This window comes from Corynebacterium sp. NML120713 (assembly GCF_001875735.1).
GTDB lineage: Bacteria > Actinomycetota > Actinomycetes > Mycobacteriales > Mycobacteriaceae > Corynebacterium > Corynebacterium pseudogenitalium.
Genome location: NZ_MLCR01000006.1, coordinates 215422 through 229950 on the forward strand (window position 1 = coordinate 215422; position 14529 = coordinate 229950).

General features: G+C 61.8%; 16 protein-coding genes and 4 tRNA genes. 9 read left to right on the plus strand and 11 right to left on the minus strand.

All coding sequences use genetic code 11. From position 1 onward, the window contains the following. Entirely contained in the window at window positions 1-930 is a 930-nt protein-coding gene (locus BJP06_RS03425) for a 3-carboxyethylcatechol 2,3-dioxygenase (RefSeq protein WP_071572803.1), read from the minus strand. A 285-nt stretch (window positions 931-1215) separates the two neighbouring features. On the opposite strand from BJP06_RS03425, the gene BJP06_RS03430 reads away from it, so the two are divergent. The 8 genes from BJP06_RS03430 to BJP06_RS03465 are packed head-to-tail and all read left to right on the plus strand — an operon-like array spanning window position 1216 to window position 7981. Then, window positions 1216-2529, plus strand: coding sequence for an aromatic ring-hydroxylating dioxygenase subunit alpha (locus tag BJP06_RS03430; protein ID WP_071572804.1), 1314 nt, complete (start codon window positions 1216-1218; stop codon window positions 2527-2529). A 33-nt stretch (window positions 2530-2562) separates the two neighbouring features. Then, entirely contained in the window at window positions 2563-2913 is a 351-nt protein-coding gene (locus tag BJP06_RS03435; RefSeq protein WP_070363135.1) for a non-heme iron oxygenase ferredoxin subunit, read from the plus strand. Beyond that, window positions 2910-4118, plus strand: a complete 1209-nt coding sequence (locus BJP06_RS03440; protein WP_070477507.1) for an NAD(P)/FAD-dependent oxidoreductase — start codon at window positions 2910-2912, stop codon at window positions 4116-4118. Before BJP06_RS03435 ends, BJP06_RS03440 begins: the two co-directional genes overlap by 4 nt. A gap of 21 nt (window positions 4119-4139) precedes the next feature. Next, window positions 4140-4724: a 3-phenylpropionate/cinnamic acid dioxygenase subunit beta gene (locus BJP06_RS03445; RefSeq protein ID WP_070363137.1), complete on the plus strand. Its 585-nt coding sequence runs from the start codon at window positions 4140-4142 to the stop codon at window positions 4722-4724. Between the two features lie 8 nt (window positions 4725-4732). Then, window positions 4733-5554, plus strand: a complete 822-nt coding sequence (locus BJP06_RS03450) for an SDR family NAD(P)-dependent oxidoreductase (RefSeq protein ID WP_070477503.1) — start codon at window positions 4733-4735, stop codon at window positions 5552-5554. Continuing rightward, window positions 5548-7206, plus strand: a complete 1659-nt coding sequence (locus BJP06_RS03455) for a long-chain fatty acid--CoA ligase (RefSeq protein WP_070363139.1) — start codon at window positions 5548-5550, stop codon at window positions 7204-7206. Before BJP06_RS03450 ends, BJP06_RS03455 begins: the two co-directional genes overlap by 7 nt. A 13-nt stretch (window positions 7207-7219) precedes the next feature. Continuing rightward, a complete protein-coding gene (locus BJP06_RS03460; RefSeq protein WP_070363140.1) occupies window positions 7220-7543 on the plus strand; it encodes a hypothetical protein in 324 nt (107 codons plus the stop codon). Beyond that, window positions 7544-7981 (plus strand): PaaI family thioesterase, encoded by a 438-nt coding sequence (locus tag BJP06_RS03465; protein WP_070363141.1) that lies wholly within the window; start codon window positions 7544-7546, stop codon window positions 7979-7981. A gap of 73 nt (window positions 7982-8054) precedes the next feature. Here the strand turns inward: BJP06_RS03465 and rplA are convergent, their stop codons facing one another. The 9 genes from rplA to BJP06_RS03510 form a co-directional block, all read right to left on the minus strand. Continuing rightward, entirely contained in the window at window positions 8055-8765 is a 711-nt protein-coding gene (rplA, locus tag BJP06_RS03470; protein ID WP_070975772.1) for a 50S ribosomal protein L1, read from the minus strand. A gap of 77 nt (window positions 8766-8842) precedes the next feature. Next, entirely contained in the window at window positions 8843-9271 is a 429-nt protein-coding gene (gene rplK, locus BJP06_RS03475; RefSeq protein ID WP_070363143.1) for a 50S ribosomal protein L11, read from the minus strand. 167 nt (window positions 9272-9438) lie between these two features. After that, complete coding sequence (gene nusG / locus BJP06_RS03480) at window positions 9439-10356, minus strand: transcription termination/antitermination protein NusG (protein ID WP_083433173.1); 918 nt, start codon at window positions 10354-10356, stop codon at window positions 9439-9441. 81 nt (window positions 10357-10437) lie between these two features. Then, window positions 10438-10761 (minus strand): preprotein translocase subunit SecE, encoded by a 324-nt coding sequence (secE, locus tag BJP06_RS03485; RefSeq protein WP_070477497.1) that lies wholly within the window; start codon window positions 10759-10761, stop codon window positions 10438-10440. A 24-nt stretch (window positions 10762-10785) separates the two neighbouring features. Next, window positions 10786-10861, minus strand: a tRNA-Trp gene (locus BJP06_RS03490). 63 nt (window positions 10862-10924) lie between these two features. Next, window positions 10925-10996 (minus strand) — tRNA-Met (locus tag BJP06_RS03495). A gap of 36 nt (window positions 10997-11032) precedes the next feature. Next, window positions 11033-11105, minus strand: a tRNA-Thr gene (locus BJP06_RS03500). 198 nt (window positions 11106-11303) lie between these two features. Then, a tRNA-Tyr gene (locus BJP06_RS03505) sits at window positions 11304-11386 on the minus strand. A 71-nt stretch (window positions 11387-11457) separates the two neighbouring features. Further along, window positions 11458-12474, minus strand: coding sequence for a polyprenyl synthetase family protein (locus BJP06_RS03510; RefSeq protein WP_071572805.1), 1017 nt, complete (start codon window positions 12472-12474; stop codon window positions 11458-11460). 145 nt (window positions 12475-12619) lie between these two features. On the opposite strand from BJP06_RS03510, the gene BJP06_RS03515 reads away from it, so the two are divergent. Next, window positions 12620-13846 (plus strand): geranylgeranyl reductase family protein, encoded by a 1227-nt coding sequence (locus tag BJP06_RS03515; RefSeq protein ID WP_071572806.1) that lies wholly within the window; start codon window positions 12620-12622, stop codon window positions 13844-13846. Here BJP06_RS03515 and BJP06_RS03520 read toward each other — a convergent pair. Next, window positions 13836-14528 (minus strand): demethylmenaquinone methyltransferase, encoded by a 693-nt coding sequence (locus tag BJP06_RS03520; RefSeq protein ID WP_071572807.1) that lies wholly within the window; start codon window positions 14526-14528, stop codon window positions 13836-13838. The two genes, BJP06_RS03515 and BJP06_RS03520, sit on opposite strands and share 11 nt — an antisense overlap. Window position 14529: the final 1 nt, after the last annotated feature.

The window sequence follows — 14529 nt, forward strand, 5'->3', positions numbered from 1 at the left end:
CTATGATGCGATGACCAGGCCGAAGCCTGCGACGAACTCTGGGATTGGGCGGTAGAACGTGAACTCCGCGTTGACTCCACCGTTGGCGGCGGTCAGCGCGGAAAACGCCGCAACCCAGGTACGCACCTCGTGCGAGGAGTGACCGGCTTCGTCGTCCATGGTGTCGGCGTCGTAGGCGTCGAATCGCGTCGATTCGCCGGAGATGCAGTCCGCCATGAACTTTTCGTCCCACTCTGGGTTGATGTCGATGATTCCTGCATTTGCGGCACCTTCTTTGCCGGCGGCGATGACGCGAGCTTCACGAGCGTCGCGGTCGGCCTGGTCCGGGTGGCCGTGGAGCATGAAGTGCTTCTGCGCGTCGGTTGCGGATGCCCAGCGTGGAAGCGGCGGGTCGTGGGACAGGCCACCGGAGGCAACCATCAGCACCTTCTTATCCTGGGCCTTCGCCCACTTGCCGACGGCCTCCCCCATCACACGGATGCGCTGCATCGCGGTGAACGGTCGGGCGACTCCGTTGACGAAGATCGGGATGACTGGCTTGGCGGTCAGGGAGCCGAAGAGCAGCTCGACAGGCTGTGCGCCGCCGTGGTCGAGAACCATCTGGCGGGAGATTGCCGTGTCGACGTCCTGGTCGATAACGAATTGCGCGAGCTCTTCTGCGGCTGACTCGGGCACGTCGAATGGGCCAGGCGTGGTGAGGTAGTCACCCATCGATTCTGCTTGTAGGCCTACACAGAACGGGGGCATCAGGGTGTAGAAGAACCCGTTGAAGTGGTCCGGCGTGAAGACGATGACCAGATCTGGGTCATATTCTTCCGCGGCTTTGCGGGCTTTTGCGAATGCGTCTTGCAGTACCTCGTTCACCTCTGGTTTTGGCTCGTTGATGCCGAGCAGCGGGCTGTGGGACAGCGCAATAAGTTTTACGCTCATGGTGGCCTCCTTCGGGGCTGGGTTTATCAGCTGTCACATCTGACTGTAGAAGTAGCACATCACACTCCGCGCCCTTGTTCCGGGTTTTGGAACACTAAACCACATACTCAAAAGCAAGAATGTCTGGACTACCCTCGCTCCCTACCCCCGTTCCACAGATTCTGTTCTATTCACCGGAACACATGCGCGAACATAACTGCCCCCATGTAGCTTAAGAATTGTGTGAAGCAAAGAACGCTTCAGAAGTAATTGTGCTTTCTATCACTAGGTGCGAAGGAGTTACCTATGGCAACGCCACCAAAGTCCGGCTTACAGCGGCCGGCAGAATTGGATCAGTGCATCGACGTCAGTGGCATGGTCGACCCTGAAGGTGGCCTGGTAGATCGTCGAGTCTTTACGGACGAGGCCGTCTACAAGCAGGAAATGTCGCGTATTTTTGCCCGTTCCTGGCTGTTTATCGCCCACGAGTCGCAGTTCCAGAAGCCGGGCGATTTCTTCCAGACGTACATGGGCGAAGACCCGGTCATCGCGACGATGAACAAGAAGCGCGAAATCCGCGTGCTGCTCAACAGCTGCCGTCACCGCGGTGCCCGCGTGTGCCGCGCCGACCAGGGCCGCACGAAGATGTTTACCTGTACGTACCACGGCTGGGCGTACGACCTCGACGGTAACCTCGTCAACCTTCCTGGCAAGGAGCAGTACGACGAGAACTTCTCCCAGGACGACTGGCCGCTGGTCACGGTGCCACGCGTGGAGTCCTACAAGGGCCTCATCTTCGCGAACTGGGACGAGAACGCCGAACCGCTCGAGGATGCGCTTGGTGATATGCGCTGGTACATCGACGCATTCATGGACCGAGACTCTGAAGGCACCTACGTCGTTGGTGGCGTCACTAAGTGGGTGCTCGACGGCAACTGGAAGTTGGCAGCGGAGCAGTTCGCTACTGACTGGTACCACGTCAACATGTCGCATGCCTCTGCGCTGATGGTGATGTCCCCGTCGGGCAAGGGCCCGAAGAAGGAGATCGCGGAGCGCACCGGTGTGCAGTACCACGACGACCACGGCAACGGCGCGGGCTTCCCAGTCCACCCGAAGAACCGTTTCGACGCCCAGCCGGTCCACGAGTACTACGACTACGACTTCCTGCGCGAGCGCCTCTCCCCTGAGCAGGTGATGGGCCCGATGACGAACGGCCACGCAACCGTGTTCCCGAACTTCTCCTACCTTCCGGTCAATGGCTCGATCCGCGTCTGGCATCCGAAGGGCCCAAACAAGATGGAAGTTTGGGCGTGGACTGTCCTGGACCGTTCGATGCCGGAGGATGTGGCTCGCGCGCAGCGCCTGTACAACCTGCGCACTTTTGGCCCGTCGGGCATCTTCGAGCAGGACGACGGCGAGAACTGGTCTGAGTGCCAGTCCATCGCGCATGGCTTCATGGTTGGCAACACCCCGCTGAACTACCAGATGGGTATGGCCACGGTCGGCGAACGTGAAGGATTCCCCGGCACTACATCCGAACTGTATTCAGACGCTGCTGGTCGTGCGCTGTACCGCCGTTGGCGCGAACTGATGTCGACCCCAGCTTGGCACGAGAAGTAAACCAAACACACCCTCGAAAGGAACCGAATTACCATGGCTGAACCAGTAAAAGTTGCTGACCTGGACGATCTCGAGCAGGAGGAAGGCTTCCTGGTCACGGAGGAAATGTCGGGATACGACAAGCCGATTGCACTCTTCCGCACCGAAGACGATGAGGTGTACGCCCTCGACGATATTTGTACCCACGAAATCGCTCACCTGTCTGACGGCTGGGTCGACGGCACAATGGTTGAGTGCCCGGTGCACTCCAGCCAGTTCTGCATGAAGACTGGCGCGGTGCAGTGCATGCCAGCGACCGAGGACACCAACACGCACAAGGTTGAGCTGCGTGGCGAAGAAGTCTGGCTCTACCCAGGCGTGCCTGCTGAAGGAGCCGACAAGTGAGCAGCACGACGATCGTAGGCGGCGGAATCGGCGGCTTTACCGTCGCTGATGAGCTGCGCAGGAACGGTTACACCGGCGAGATCACGATCATTGATCCGCTTGGTGTTCCGTACGACCGCCCACCGCTGTCCAAGGACTACCTGACCAACGAGAAGACGCGCGCTGAGATTGAGTTCCGCCCGGCGGAGTGGCTCGAGGAAAACAGCATTGTGCTGAAGCAAGCCACCGTTGAGCGCGTTGAGGCGCAATCGAAGAAGCTGGTGCTGGAGGGCGGTGAGGAGGTTGCGTACGACAACCTCGTGATCGCCACTGGTGGTACTGCTCGTCGCGGCAGTGCGCCGGGCTTCGATAGCGACAACGTCGTGGTGCTGCGCACTACTGAGGACGCGGATAAGCTGCGCTCGCTGATCGGCCCAGGCAAGAAGCTTGGCATCATTGGCGCTGGCCTTGTTGGTGCAGAGGTCGCGTCCTCTGCACGCAAGCTGGGCGCGGACGTGGTACTCATCGACCCTGCGCCGGTATCCCTGGTCCCTGCTGTCGGTCCTGAGCTGGCGCAGCGCCTCCACGACATGCACGCGGAAAACGGCGTGGAGTTCATCAACGCGATGACCTCCAGCATCGAGGAGTCTGACGGCAGGTTCCACATCGGCCTCGACGGCCACGACGCCGTCACGGTTGACGCTGTGTTGCTGTGCATCGGCATCATCCCGGAGACGGTCCTCGCGGAATCCGCTGGCCTGGAGACCGATAACGGCATCCTGGTGGATGAGCAGCAGCGCACGTCGAACTCCTCCATCTGGGCTGTGGGCGACTGCGCCCGCACCCGCCTCGAGGATGGCACGCTACTTCGCCGCCACGAGCACTGGGACTCCGCAATCCAGGAAGCAAAGACAGCCGCCGCCTCAATTATCGACGGCCCGTCTCCGAAACTTTCCGCGTCCTGGTTCTGGTCCGACCGCTACGGCATCCACGTTGAGGGCACCGGCGACATGACTATCCCTGGCGAAACCATCATCCGCAATGACGCGGAGGGTCGCCCGGCCGTCGCGTTGCGCCTCGACGAGAACGGCGCCCTGGTTGGCGCGGCAGCAATCGAAGATTCGATGGCTGTTCGTGCGGCACGTCGCATCATCGACCGCGGTATTGCCGTCGATAAGGACAAGCTGGCTGACGCATCGATTCCTCTGAAGAAACTTGCTCGATAGCTACAAGAAAGGAATGGACTCGTGACTGACTTTCTACGTCGCGACGACGTGACTCCCGGGGAGCGAGTGGACCAAACCACCTACTTCGATCTCCAAAACATGTACTACGACGAAGCCGCCCTCCTCGATGAGGGACGCTACGTCGACTGGCTGACCCACTTCGACGAAGACCTCTTCTACTGGGCACCAACCCGCACGAACCGCCTCCGCCGCGAGCAGGCCCTCTCCATTTCGGACGAGGACGGCCCGGCCTTCTACGACGAAACCTACGACTCGCTAGCGTGGCGCATCCGCCGCTTCGACTCCGGCATGGCGTGGGCTGAAGACCCGCCGTCGCGTACGCGCCACCTGATCACGAACCTGATCGCACGGCACGTCACCGTCGGTGAAGGCGCCGACGCCGTCGAGGCGCTCGAGGTCCGCACCAACTTCTACGTCTGGCGCACTCGCCTCGAGCGCGAGCAGGACCAGTTTGTGGGCACCCGCACCGACCTGCTTCGCCCCGCGAAGGACGGTGAGGACGGCCCGAAGTGGAAGGTCTTTGACCGCCGCATCCTGCTCGACATCAACGTTCTGAACTCCAAGAACATCTCTACCTTCTTCTAAGGGCCGACATGCTACAAGGACAACACGTACTTATTACTGGTGGTGGCTCCGGACTTGGGGCAGCGCTGGCGAAGCGCTTCGTTGAAGAAGGTGCGCGCGTAGCAGTTGTGGACATCTCGCTCGAGCGATGCGAAAGCGTCGCCGACGAGATCGGCCGCGAGCACGTCCTGCCGCTCGAGGCGGACGTGACCGACACACACTCGCTACACAAAGCCGTCGACGCTGCCGTGGCGGAGTTCGGATCCCTGGACACCGTCATCGCAAACGCTGGCATCTGGGACTACAACCGTTCCATCACCCGTCTCAACGGCGAAGAGATGAGCGCCATTTTTGACGACGTCATGAACGTCAACCTCAAGGGCTACCTGCTCACCGCGGAAGCTACGTGGCGTCACTTGCTAGCGTCGAACGGTTCGCTGATCTTCACGCTGTCCAACGCATCGACCTACGCGGCCGGCGGCGGGCCGGTCTACACCGCAAGCAAGCACGGTGCCGAAGGCATGATGCTTGAGCTGGCGTACGAGCTCGCCCCGAAGATCCGTGTCAACGGTGTCGGCGTTGGCGGCATGCGCACGAACCTATCCGGCCCCGCGTCCGCTGGCCTGGATGACCGGAAGTTCTCCGACATCATGGACAAGCGCGGCGACGGCGGCAACCCATACCTACCACTCCACGACATTTCTACTGACCCCTATGCATTCACCGGGCCGTACGTGCTGTTGGCGTCCAGGAAAGACGGCGCGAACATCACCGGCGAAGTGATCAAGATTGATGGCGGAATCGCGGCTCGCGGTTTCGCTAAGACTGCCGGAGGCGACAACCTATGTTAATTCGCGGTGTTGAGCACGACGCAAACACTCTCGACGTCAGCCCTTGCTTCCAAGTACAGCGCCATGCTGACTGGCAGCCAGAACGCTTGGCGATGGCCTACGAAGGCCAAGAAATCAATTACGGTGAGTTCCGTGACACCGTAGTCCGCTGGGCGGCACAGCTGAAGGAAGCTGGCGTGAATCCGGGCGATCGCGTCGCTTACTTCGGTATGAACTCCAGCTCCTTCATGTATGGCATGTTTGCGTCCTGGTGGATCGGCGCAGTGTTCATGCCTGTGAACTTCCGCCTGGCTGCGGGCGAAGTCTCGCAGCTGCTGGCGATGGGCAGCCCGAACAGCATCATCGTGGAGGGCACGTTCCTCGACGAGGCAAAGCGCATCTACGGCGTGGAGCGCCACCATGTCCTCGTTGTCGATGACGACGAAGCCGCCCCACCAGAGAGCGATATCCCGCTGTACTGGTCGCGGACCTCGCAAAGCTCCGAGTACGAAACCGTGGCTGTGGAAAAGCCGACGCCACGCACCATGTCTGACTTGGCGCTGCTGCTGTTCACATCCGGCACGACTGGCCTGCCGAAGGGCGCCCAGATCACGTTCGGCAACCTGTGGTGGAACCAGATCAACGTGGACACAGCGATCGACAGCCGCATCGGCGACGCGACGCTCGCGTCCGCCCCGCTGTTCCACGTCGGCGCGCTGAACTCCTTCGCGGTGCGCGCCTTCGGCCGCGGCAACTCGGTTGTGGTGCACCGTACCTTCGACCCAGCCCGCATCTTCAAGGACGTCGCCCAGTACAAGATCGGTTCGGCGTTCCTCGTGCCGGCACAGCTCGAGGCAATGGCACAGCACGACGAGTTCGCTGACTCCGACCTTTCTAGCCTCCGCGTCATCATCTGCGCAGGCGCCCCGGTGCCACCACGGCTGATCCGCACGTACTGGGAACAGAAGGACTCCGTCGTCCAGCAGGCGTGGGGCCTCACCGAGACCTCCCCATTTGCCACCTACCTCCCACCGGCCAGGACCATGGAAAAGCTCGGCTCCTGCGGCATCCCCATGGCGCACACCGAAGTCAAACTGATGGACACCGAAACCGGGCAGCACATCAAGGAACCAGGCGTTCCCGGCGAGATGTGGGTGAAGGGCCCAAACGTGGCCGTCGGCTACTGGAACAACCCTGAAGCAACCCAGAAGGCGTACACCGGTGGCTGGTTCCACTCCGGTGACATTGGCTACTTCGACGAGGACGGATACTTCTTCATCGTCGACCGCCTCAAGGACCTGATCATTTCCGGCGGAGAGAACGTCTACCCCGCCGAGGTGGAGCGCGTCCTCGCCGAACACGACGACATCCTGGCTAACTCCGTCATCGGTATCCCCGACGAGCGCTGGGGTGAAGCCGTCGTCGCCGTCCTGCAGGTCAAGGACGGCAAGGAACTCACCTTGGAAGAAGTCCGCGACCACTGCGCGAACTACCTGGCACGTTACAAGCTGCCAACCCGCGTTGTGCACGTGGATGAAATCCCACGCAACCCGGCAGGCAAGATCAACAAGATCCAGCTACGCCAGGAAGTGCGCGCGATGTTCGGCGAGAATCCCGAGACTGCCAGCCAGTCCGTCGTATCATCGCAAAATCAGCCCGACGCACAGAAGTAAGGAGGCGGAAACGATGCTCGACTACCGCAACATCACCAAATCGCCGCTGAAGCACACGTACCCGTACGGCACCACGGACACCGTGGTGGACCTCGGGACTACCGCGGAAATCAAAGAGACCGTGGCTGAGGTGTTCAAACAGCAGCCGGAGTGCCGGCGCGTCATTGTGCCTGTGCCTGTCGGCGACACCGACGGCGTCATCGCTGCGGAGGAGGCCGGGCTGCGGTACGTCTTGGACGTCACCCAGCGTGATGGCCAAGAGTTCTCCCTCCTGGTTGCTGAACCCGACTGGGTCACCAACCAATCCATGGATATCGACGGACTGGAGTTGAAATAAATGGCCGAACTTAACGAGTTCCAGAAGCGCTGGGCGCACTTCTACCGCGAGGACGGCGGCGTCCAAGACGTGGCACAAACCTTGCGCGTTTACGCCATCGACGGCAACAAGGACCAGGTCAAGCTCGGTATGCCGCTGCACAAGGCAATCGCCCAGCCGGCCGGCATGTTCTCTGCCCCGGCGCTGTTCGGCCAAGCCGACTTGTGCGGCACCTGGCTGGCGATGCAGCAGGTACCAGAAGGCGTATTCCCGCTCGCTGTCTCGGTAGCTGGCAACGTGGTGTCCAACACCAAGGAGGGTGACGCAATCGCTACCGCCTCCATCGTGAGGGCGGGTCGCACCATCATCGTTGCGGACGTGGAGACACACTCGGAGGTCACAGGCGCCATTCTGTCGAAGTTCACCTTCACCTACTCGGTGCCGCGCCCCAAACAGTAACCAAGACGCAAAAGTAGAAAACACCCCAGTCGATTCGTCGACTGGGGTGTTTTGCGTAGTAAAACGCCGAAGCTTACGCCTTCTTAGCGAAGTCCTTCACAACGTTGGTGTCCACCGGGACGCCAGGGCCCTGCGTTGCGGAGACGGTGATCTTCTTGATGTAGATACCCTTCGCGGATGCAGGCTTGAGGCGCAGCACCTCGTCGAGCAGAGCGCCGTAGTTCTCAGCGAGCTGCTCAGCGGTGAAGGAAGCCTTACCGATCAGCGCGTGCAGGTTCGAAGCCTTGTCCACGCGGAACGCGATCTTGCCGCCCTTGGTCTCCTCGATCGCCTTCGCGACGTCGGTGGTGACGGTGCCGGTCTTCGGGTTCGGCATGAGGCCACGTGGGCCCAGGACGCGAGCAACGCGGCCAACCTTCGCCATCTGGTCCGGGGTCGCGATTGCGACGTCGAAGTCGATGTTGCCGGCGTTGATCTGCTCGATCAGTGCGTCGGTGCCGACGATGTCAGCGCCTGCAGCCTCAGCCTTGGTTGCGTTCTCGCCCTCTGCGAACACAGCGACGCGGACGGTCTTACCGGTGCCGTGTGGCAGGTTGACAGTGCCGCGGACCAGCTGGTCAGCCTTGCGAGGGTCGACGGACAGACGCATTGCGACGTCGATGGTGGCGTCGTAGTTCTTGGAGGAGGTCTCCTGTGCCAGCTTGACGGCGTCGAGCGGGTGGTAGAACGCGTCGCGGTCGACCTTTGCCAGCGTCTCGTTGTAGCGCTTGGACTTCTTAGCCATGTTGATTTCCTTTCAGAAAATGGTGTTGTCAGGAAATGTGGTACGCGCCTGGCCGGCGCTCCCACAGACGGTGAGAATTACTTCTCGACCGTGATGCCCATCGAGCGGGCGGTACCAGCGATGATCGCGGCGCCAGCCTCGATGTCGCGGGCGTTGAGATCCTTCTTCTTGGTCTCGGCGATTTCCTTGCACTGATCCCAGGTGACAGAGCCAACCTTCTGGGTGTGCGGGACGCCGGAGCCCTTCTTCAGACCAGCTGCCTTCAACAGCAGGGATGCAGCCGGTGGGGACTTCAGGATGAAGTCAAAGGAGCGGTCTTCATACACGGTGATTTCAACCGGGATGATGTTGCCGCGCATGGACTCGGTTGCAGCGTTGTATGCCTTGGTGAACTCAACGATGTTCACGCCGTGTGCACCCAGCGCAGGACCAACCGGCGGAGCCGGGTTTGCCATGCCAGCCTCGATCTGCAGTTTGATCAGGCCAGTGACCTTCTTCTTAGCCATCGAATTACCTCAATTCCTTGGTACAGTGCCGCCTGCCACGATGACGGCAGGAGCACTTCCGGATGCCCCGCTTGACGGAGCCACCGGGGAGAACGAAAAAACGTCGCGGGCCTTACGGCACACGCGACGTTCAACCTTACGCCCCCACTAGGCTCAAACGCAAACGGTTACATGATGCGTTCGATCTGGTCAGCGGTGAGCTCGACTGGTGTTTCGCGGCCGAAGATGGACACGAGCGCCTGGATCTTGCCGGTCTCCTCGTCGATCTCGGAAATGGTGGCGGACACGGACGCCAGGGCACCGGACAGGATGGTGACGGCTTCGCCGACCTTGTAGTCGTGGTCGATCTTCTTCGGCGCTGCTTCCTCCGGCATCGCGACGACAGTCTCGCCTTCGGCGTTCGGCTTGGTGTCCTCGCCGGTAGCTGGCTCAGCCTTCGGCATCAGGAACTTCGCCACGTCGCGGTGCTTGACCGGGGTAGCGTTGCCCTCGTTGCCCACGAAGCTGGTTACGCCCGGGGTTTCACGCACGACGGACCACGCGGCGTCGTTCATGTCCATACGGACCAGGACGTAGCCCGGCAGCAGCTTGCGCTTGACGAGCTTCTTCTTGCCGTCCTTGTTCTCGATAGCCTGCTCGATCGGCACGACCACGTCGTAAATGGAGTCCTCCACCTCGAGCGTCTGGATACGCATGTCGAGGTTGGTCTTCACTTTGTTTTCGTAGCCGGAGTAGGACTGGATGATGTACCACTGGCCCGGCAGCTTCTTCAGCTCACGGACGTACTTGCGCAGGCGCGCGCGGTACTCGGAGTCATCGTCAGCCTCCGAAGCCTCAGTGCCTTCAGCGCCCTCAGTGCCCTCAGCGAGCGGCGACTCGGCCGCGGTGAGGTCGCCCTCCTGCACCGGCTCCTCGACAGCCTCAACGGCCTCGTCTGCCTCTGCAGCGGCCTCTTCTATCTCCGGATCGGTGGCCTCGGTGACGGCGCCGCCTTCGGCGACCATTTCCTCTTCGGCTTGCAGTTCGGTTTCCTGCTCAGTTGCTTCGATGTCGGCGTTTTCCAGGTTTTCCAGCTCGGTGGTCATGGTGTTTCTCCTTGGTGTGGCAAAAACTAATCCCGCCTTACCTCGAGGTTGAGGTGGCGGGACAATCACTTGTTGTTCATGTTAGCGGATGAATACCCATTGCATCAACATGGTGCCGAGGCGGTCGGTCCCCCACACGAGTGCGGTGAGCACGATGAGGAACGCGAATACCACGAGGGTGTAGTTGAGCATCTGGTTTCCGGTTGGCCAGATGACTTTGCGCATTTCCTGGACGACTTCGCCCGGGAACGCGCCTGGGCCGCCGCCGAGGGACTCTTCGCGGTCCTCTTCAGGCTTTGCGGGGGTGTGCTTCGCTTCGTAGGAAGCGGATGAAACAGAGGAGACCCCGCGCAGCTGGCGCTTGCCAGTGGGCTGTGCTGGGTTGTGTTCTTGCGGATTAGTCAAAAGAACTCCTCTAACTACAAGTTTTGGCAGGGGCGACAGGACTCGAACCTGCAACCTACGGTTTTGGAGACCGTTGCGCTACCAATTGCGCCACGCCCCTAGGACACTGTGAACAGTGCTCCTAACCCTACCACGGGAAACGCGTTTCCCGTTTTGAGGTGAGTAGCGATGGCGAGAATTGAACTCGCGACACAGCGATTATGAGTCGCTTGCTCTACCACTGAGCTACACCGCCATGTGCTTGCCGCCACAAGGACTGTACAAACAACAGAGCCCCCTGTCAGAATCGAACTGACGACCTTTTCCTTACCATGGAAACGCTCTGCCGACTGAGCTAAGGGGGCACAGCCTCTATGTTGTGAACTCACCGTTTTGGTGTGTCCGCTCCGTTGAAGCCTTTGAAAGACTAACCCGGTTCTATCATTGAACGCAAATCGCCAGTTAGCAATAGCTTTTCGACGCCTTCTTCGTGCACGCTATAACGCAACACCTGAAGATGAAAAAGGCCCGCCCCTCACTGAACGTGAGGGGCGGGCCTTCGGTGCCAGGTAGAAGATTCGAACTTCTGAAGGCGTACGCCGGCGGATTTACAGTCCGCTTCCTTTGGCCACTCGGACAACCTGGCATGCACCGTAAGTGCGTGGACTACTTTACATCAACGTACCATCAAGAACGCAAATCGCGTGGGTAACAGCACTATCCGACGCGTTCGATGGCGTAGGCGGAGACTTGGCGCAGTGCTTGGTTTGCGGGGCCGTCCGGAAGGAAGTCGAGTTCGCGCTCGACGATGTCGAGATACTCGTGCACGGTGTCGAGTGAGCGCTGGCGTCCCTGCGTTTGGCGGAGTAGCGCGATGGCGCGCTCGACGTCGGCGTCGTTATCGAGTGGGCCGGTGAGCAGGCCGCGGAGTGCTTCTCCGGCGGGCGAGTCTTCTTCGAGGGCGTAGAGTACGGGAAGGGTGAAAACGCCTTCACGGAGGTCGGTGCCTGGGGTTTTCCCGGACTGGGCGCTGTCGGAGAAGATGTCGATGATGTCGTCGACGATCTGGAAGATCATGCCGATGGCGTTGCCCATCCGAGAGCAGCTTTCGACGATGTCGCGCGACGCCCCGGCGTGCAGCGAGCCGAGGTGGGCCGCGGAGGCGATGAGGACGGCGGTTTTGCCGTCGATAACTTTGAGGTAGTGCTCGACTGGGTCTTCGCCCTGGGCGCCGACGGTTTCGCGCATTTGGCCGGTGACGAGGCCTTGGAAGGTGTCGGCGAAGTGTGCGACGGTGGCGGTGTCGATTTCGCTCATCAGCCGGGAGGCGTGGGCGAAGAGGATGTCGCCGGCCAGGATGGCGACGGTGTTGCTCCACCGCATGTTCGCGGAGTCGACGCCGCGTCGTTTCTCTGCTTCGTCCATGACGTCGTCGTGGTAGAGGGTGGCCAGGTGCACCATTTCGGTGATGGTGGCCCCTTTGATGACGTTGGTTGCGCCCGGGTTGGGCCCGAATTCGCTGCAGAGCAGCGCCACGAGCGGGCGGAAGCGTTTGCCGCCGGCGGCTGCTAGGTGCATCACTTTGTCGGTGATGAACGCTTCGCCTTGCTGAAGGCGCTCCCTGAGCAGAGTTTCGACCTCGCCCATGCCTTGGGTCACACGCTCGGTGAGGGCGTCGTCGCCGAGGTCCATGCGAAATCCATGGCGTGGTGACGGTGTTATGCCGTTGGTCATCGATGATGTCCTTGCAGGTTAAAGTACTCATTGCGCCATGCTCGGGGCATGTGCTGCGCGCGGTTAACATCACTAACCGTAGTCCACACCCTCCATTTTTCGCAGTAATGGGGTGTGCCTGCGCTATCTGGCACAATGTGGACTCGTGACTGAGTTTGTTGATTGCGTAGTTGTGGGTGCGGGCCCGTCGGGGGCTACGGCGGCCATCGCCGCCCAGCGAGCTGGGTTTTCTACCTTGCTTCTCGACGCCGCTTCGCCCGGCCGCGACAAAACCTGCGGCGACGGCCTGACCCCGCGGGCGGTGCATACGCTGCGCCGCCTGGGCTTGGAGCACGTACTGCCCGCCTACCGCAACAAGGGCCTGCGGCTGCACGGGTACGGGGGTGACGTGACTGCCCCGTGGCCGGATGGGATGTATGGCACGGAGGGTTCCGCGAGCCCTCGTGCGACGTTTGATGCGGCGTTGGTCGCGGAGGCCGAGGCGGCGGGGGCCACGGTGTGGCAGGACTGCCCCGCCACGGACGTCACGTTCGGCGCGGACGGATTGATCGAGGCGGTGCACACCACGCGAGGTGAGGTGCGCACCCGCTGGGTGATTGTGGCCGATGGAGTGCGTTCGACCTTCGGAAAGCTGTTGGGTCGCACGTGGCACAAAGGGGAGGTGTTCGGGATCGCGGCGCGCTCCTACTGCACCTCCCCGATGTCCGGGGAGCCGTGGATGCACTCCCACGTTGAGCTTCGCGACGACACCGGCACCATCCAACCCGGCTACGGCTGGATCTTCCCGCTTGGCGACGGCACCGTGAACCTCGGCTGCGGCGCCCTGTCCACGGATGCCCGCCCGGCGCGGGTGAACACGAAGAAGCTGCTGCACCAGTACGCGGACCAGCAGCGTGACACATGGGCTCTGGGGGAACCGCAGCAGGTCACCAGTGCGCTGCTGCCGATGGGCGGGGCCGTCTCGAACGTGGCGGGGCCGAACTGGGTACTCATCGGAGATGCGGCGGCGTGCGTGAACCCGCTGAACGGCGAGGGCATCGATTACGGCATGGAGACCGCCGTCATGGCGGTGGAGCTGCTGCAGGATGGCAAGGATTGCACGCTGGCATGGCCGCTGATCCTCCGGGAGGCGTACGGCCGGGCGTTCGCGCTGGCGCGCACCGCGGCCCGCCTGCTGACCTACCCGCAGTTCTTGCCGGTGGCGGGCCCGCTGGCGCTGCGTGGCGTGGCGGGGCGGCACCTGATGCCGGCTGCTGCGCGACTGATGGGCAACCTGGTCACCGAGGAGGACACGGACCTGATTTCGCGTGCGTGGCGCGCCGCTGGGCGCGTGGTGCCGGTCAACGCGCCGCTATGGGACGCTACTCTGTAGGTTTGACGGCGCTGTGCAGCGCCACGATGCCCAGCGAGAGGTCCTGCCAGCCGGCGCCTGCCCACCCGTTGTGGTTGATGGCGGCGGCCAGCTCTTCTTGGTGCGGCCACGCCCGGATGGATTCGGCGAGGTACTCGTAGGCTTCTGCGTTGGAGGAGAACACCTTCGCCAGCAGCGGCAGCGCGACCGGGAGGTATTGCTTGTAGAAGGTGCGGAAGCCGGGGACGATGGGCGTCGAAAATTCGTTGACGAGTAGGCGACCGCCGGGTTTGGTCACGCGCGCCATTTCGCGCAGGCCGGCCTCGAAATCGTAGACGTTGCGTAGGCCGTAAGAGATGGTGACGGCGTCGAAGGTGTTGTCGGCAAACGGCAGGTGCATCGCGTCACCGACGACCTTGGGGACGTCGCGGTCGCGGCCGGCTGCGAGCATGCCCTGGGAGAAGTCGCAGGCGACGACCCACGCGCCGGACTTCGCCAGCTCCACGGTAGACACGGCGGTGCCTGCCGCGAGGTCGAGCACTTTCTCCCCCGGCTTCAGATTGAGGCGCTCGCGGGCGCGCCTACGCCAATACTTGTCCAGCCCGAAGGACAACACGGTGTTGGTGATGTCGTACTTCTCGCCGACGCCGTCAAACATGCCCGCTACGTCGAAGGGCTTCTTCTCCAGATCTGCCTTGGCCATA

Coding starts and splice junctions, on each gene's coding strand:
- BJP06_RS03510 (WP_071572805.1), bottom strand. CDS start 12,474: ATGACCAACGGCATAACACCGTCACCACGCCATGGATTTCGCATGGAC.
- BJP06_RS03435 (WP_070363135.1), top strand. CDS start 2,563: ATGGCTGAACCAGTAAAAGTTGCTGACCTGGACGATCTCGAGCAGGAG.
- BJP06_RS03520 (WP_071572807.1), bottom strand. CDS start 14,528: ATGGCCAAGGCAGATCTGGAGAAGAAGCCCTTCGACGTAGCGGGCATG.
- BJP06_RS03465 (WP_070363141.1), top strand. CDS start 7,544: ATGGCCGAACTTAACGAGTTCCAGAAGCGCTGGGCGCACTTCTACCGC.
- BJP06_RS03460 (WP_070363140.1), top strand. CDS start 7,220: ATGCTCGACTACCGCAACATCACCAAATCGCCGCTGAAGCACACGTAC.
- nusG (WP_083433173.1), bottom strand. CDS start 10,356: ATGACCACCGAGCTGGAAAACCTGGAAAACGCCGACATCGAAGCAACT.
- BJP06_RS03450 (WP_070477503.1), top strand. CDS start 4,733: ATGCTACAAGGACAACACGTACTTATTACTGGTGGTGGCTCCGGACTT.
- rplA (WP_070975772.1), bottom strand. CDS start 8,765: ATGGCTAAGAAGTCCAAGCGCTACAACGAGACGCTGGCAAAGGTCGAC.
- BJP06_RS03455 (WP_070363139.1), top strand. CDS start 5,548: ATGTTAATTCGCGGTGTTGAGCACGACGCAAACACTCTCGACGTCAGC.
- BJP06_RS03430 (WP_071572804.1), top strand. CDS start 1,216: ATGGCAACGCCACCAAAGTCCGGCTTACAGCGGCCGGCAGAATTGGAT.
- rplK (WP_070363143.1), bottom strand. CDS start 9,271: ATGGCTAAGAAGAAGGTCACTGGCCTGATCAAACTGCAGATCGAGGCT.
- BJP06_RS03425 (WP_071572803.1), bottom strand. CDS start 930: ATGAGCGTAAAACTTATTGCGCTGTCCCACAGCCCGCTGCTCGGCATC.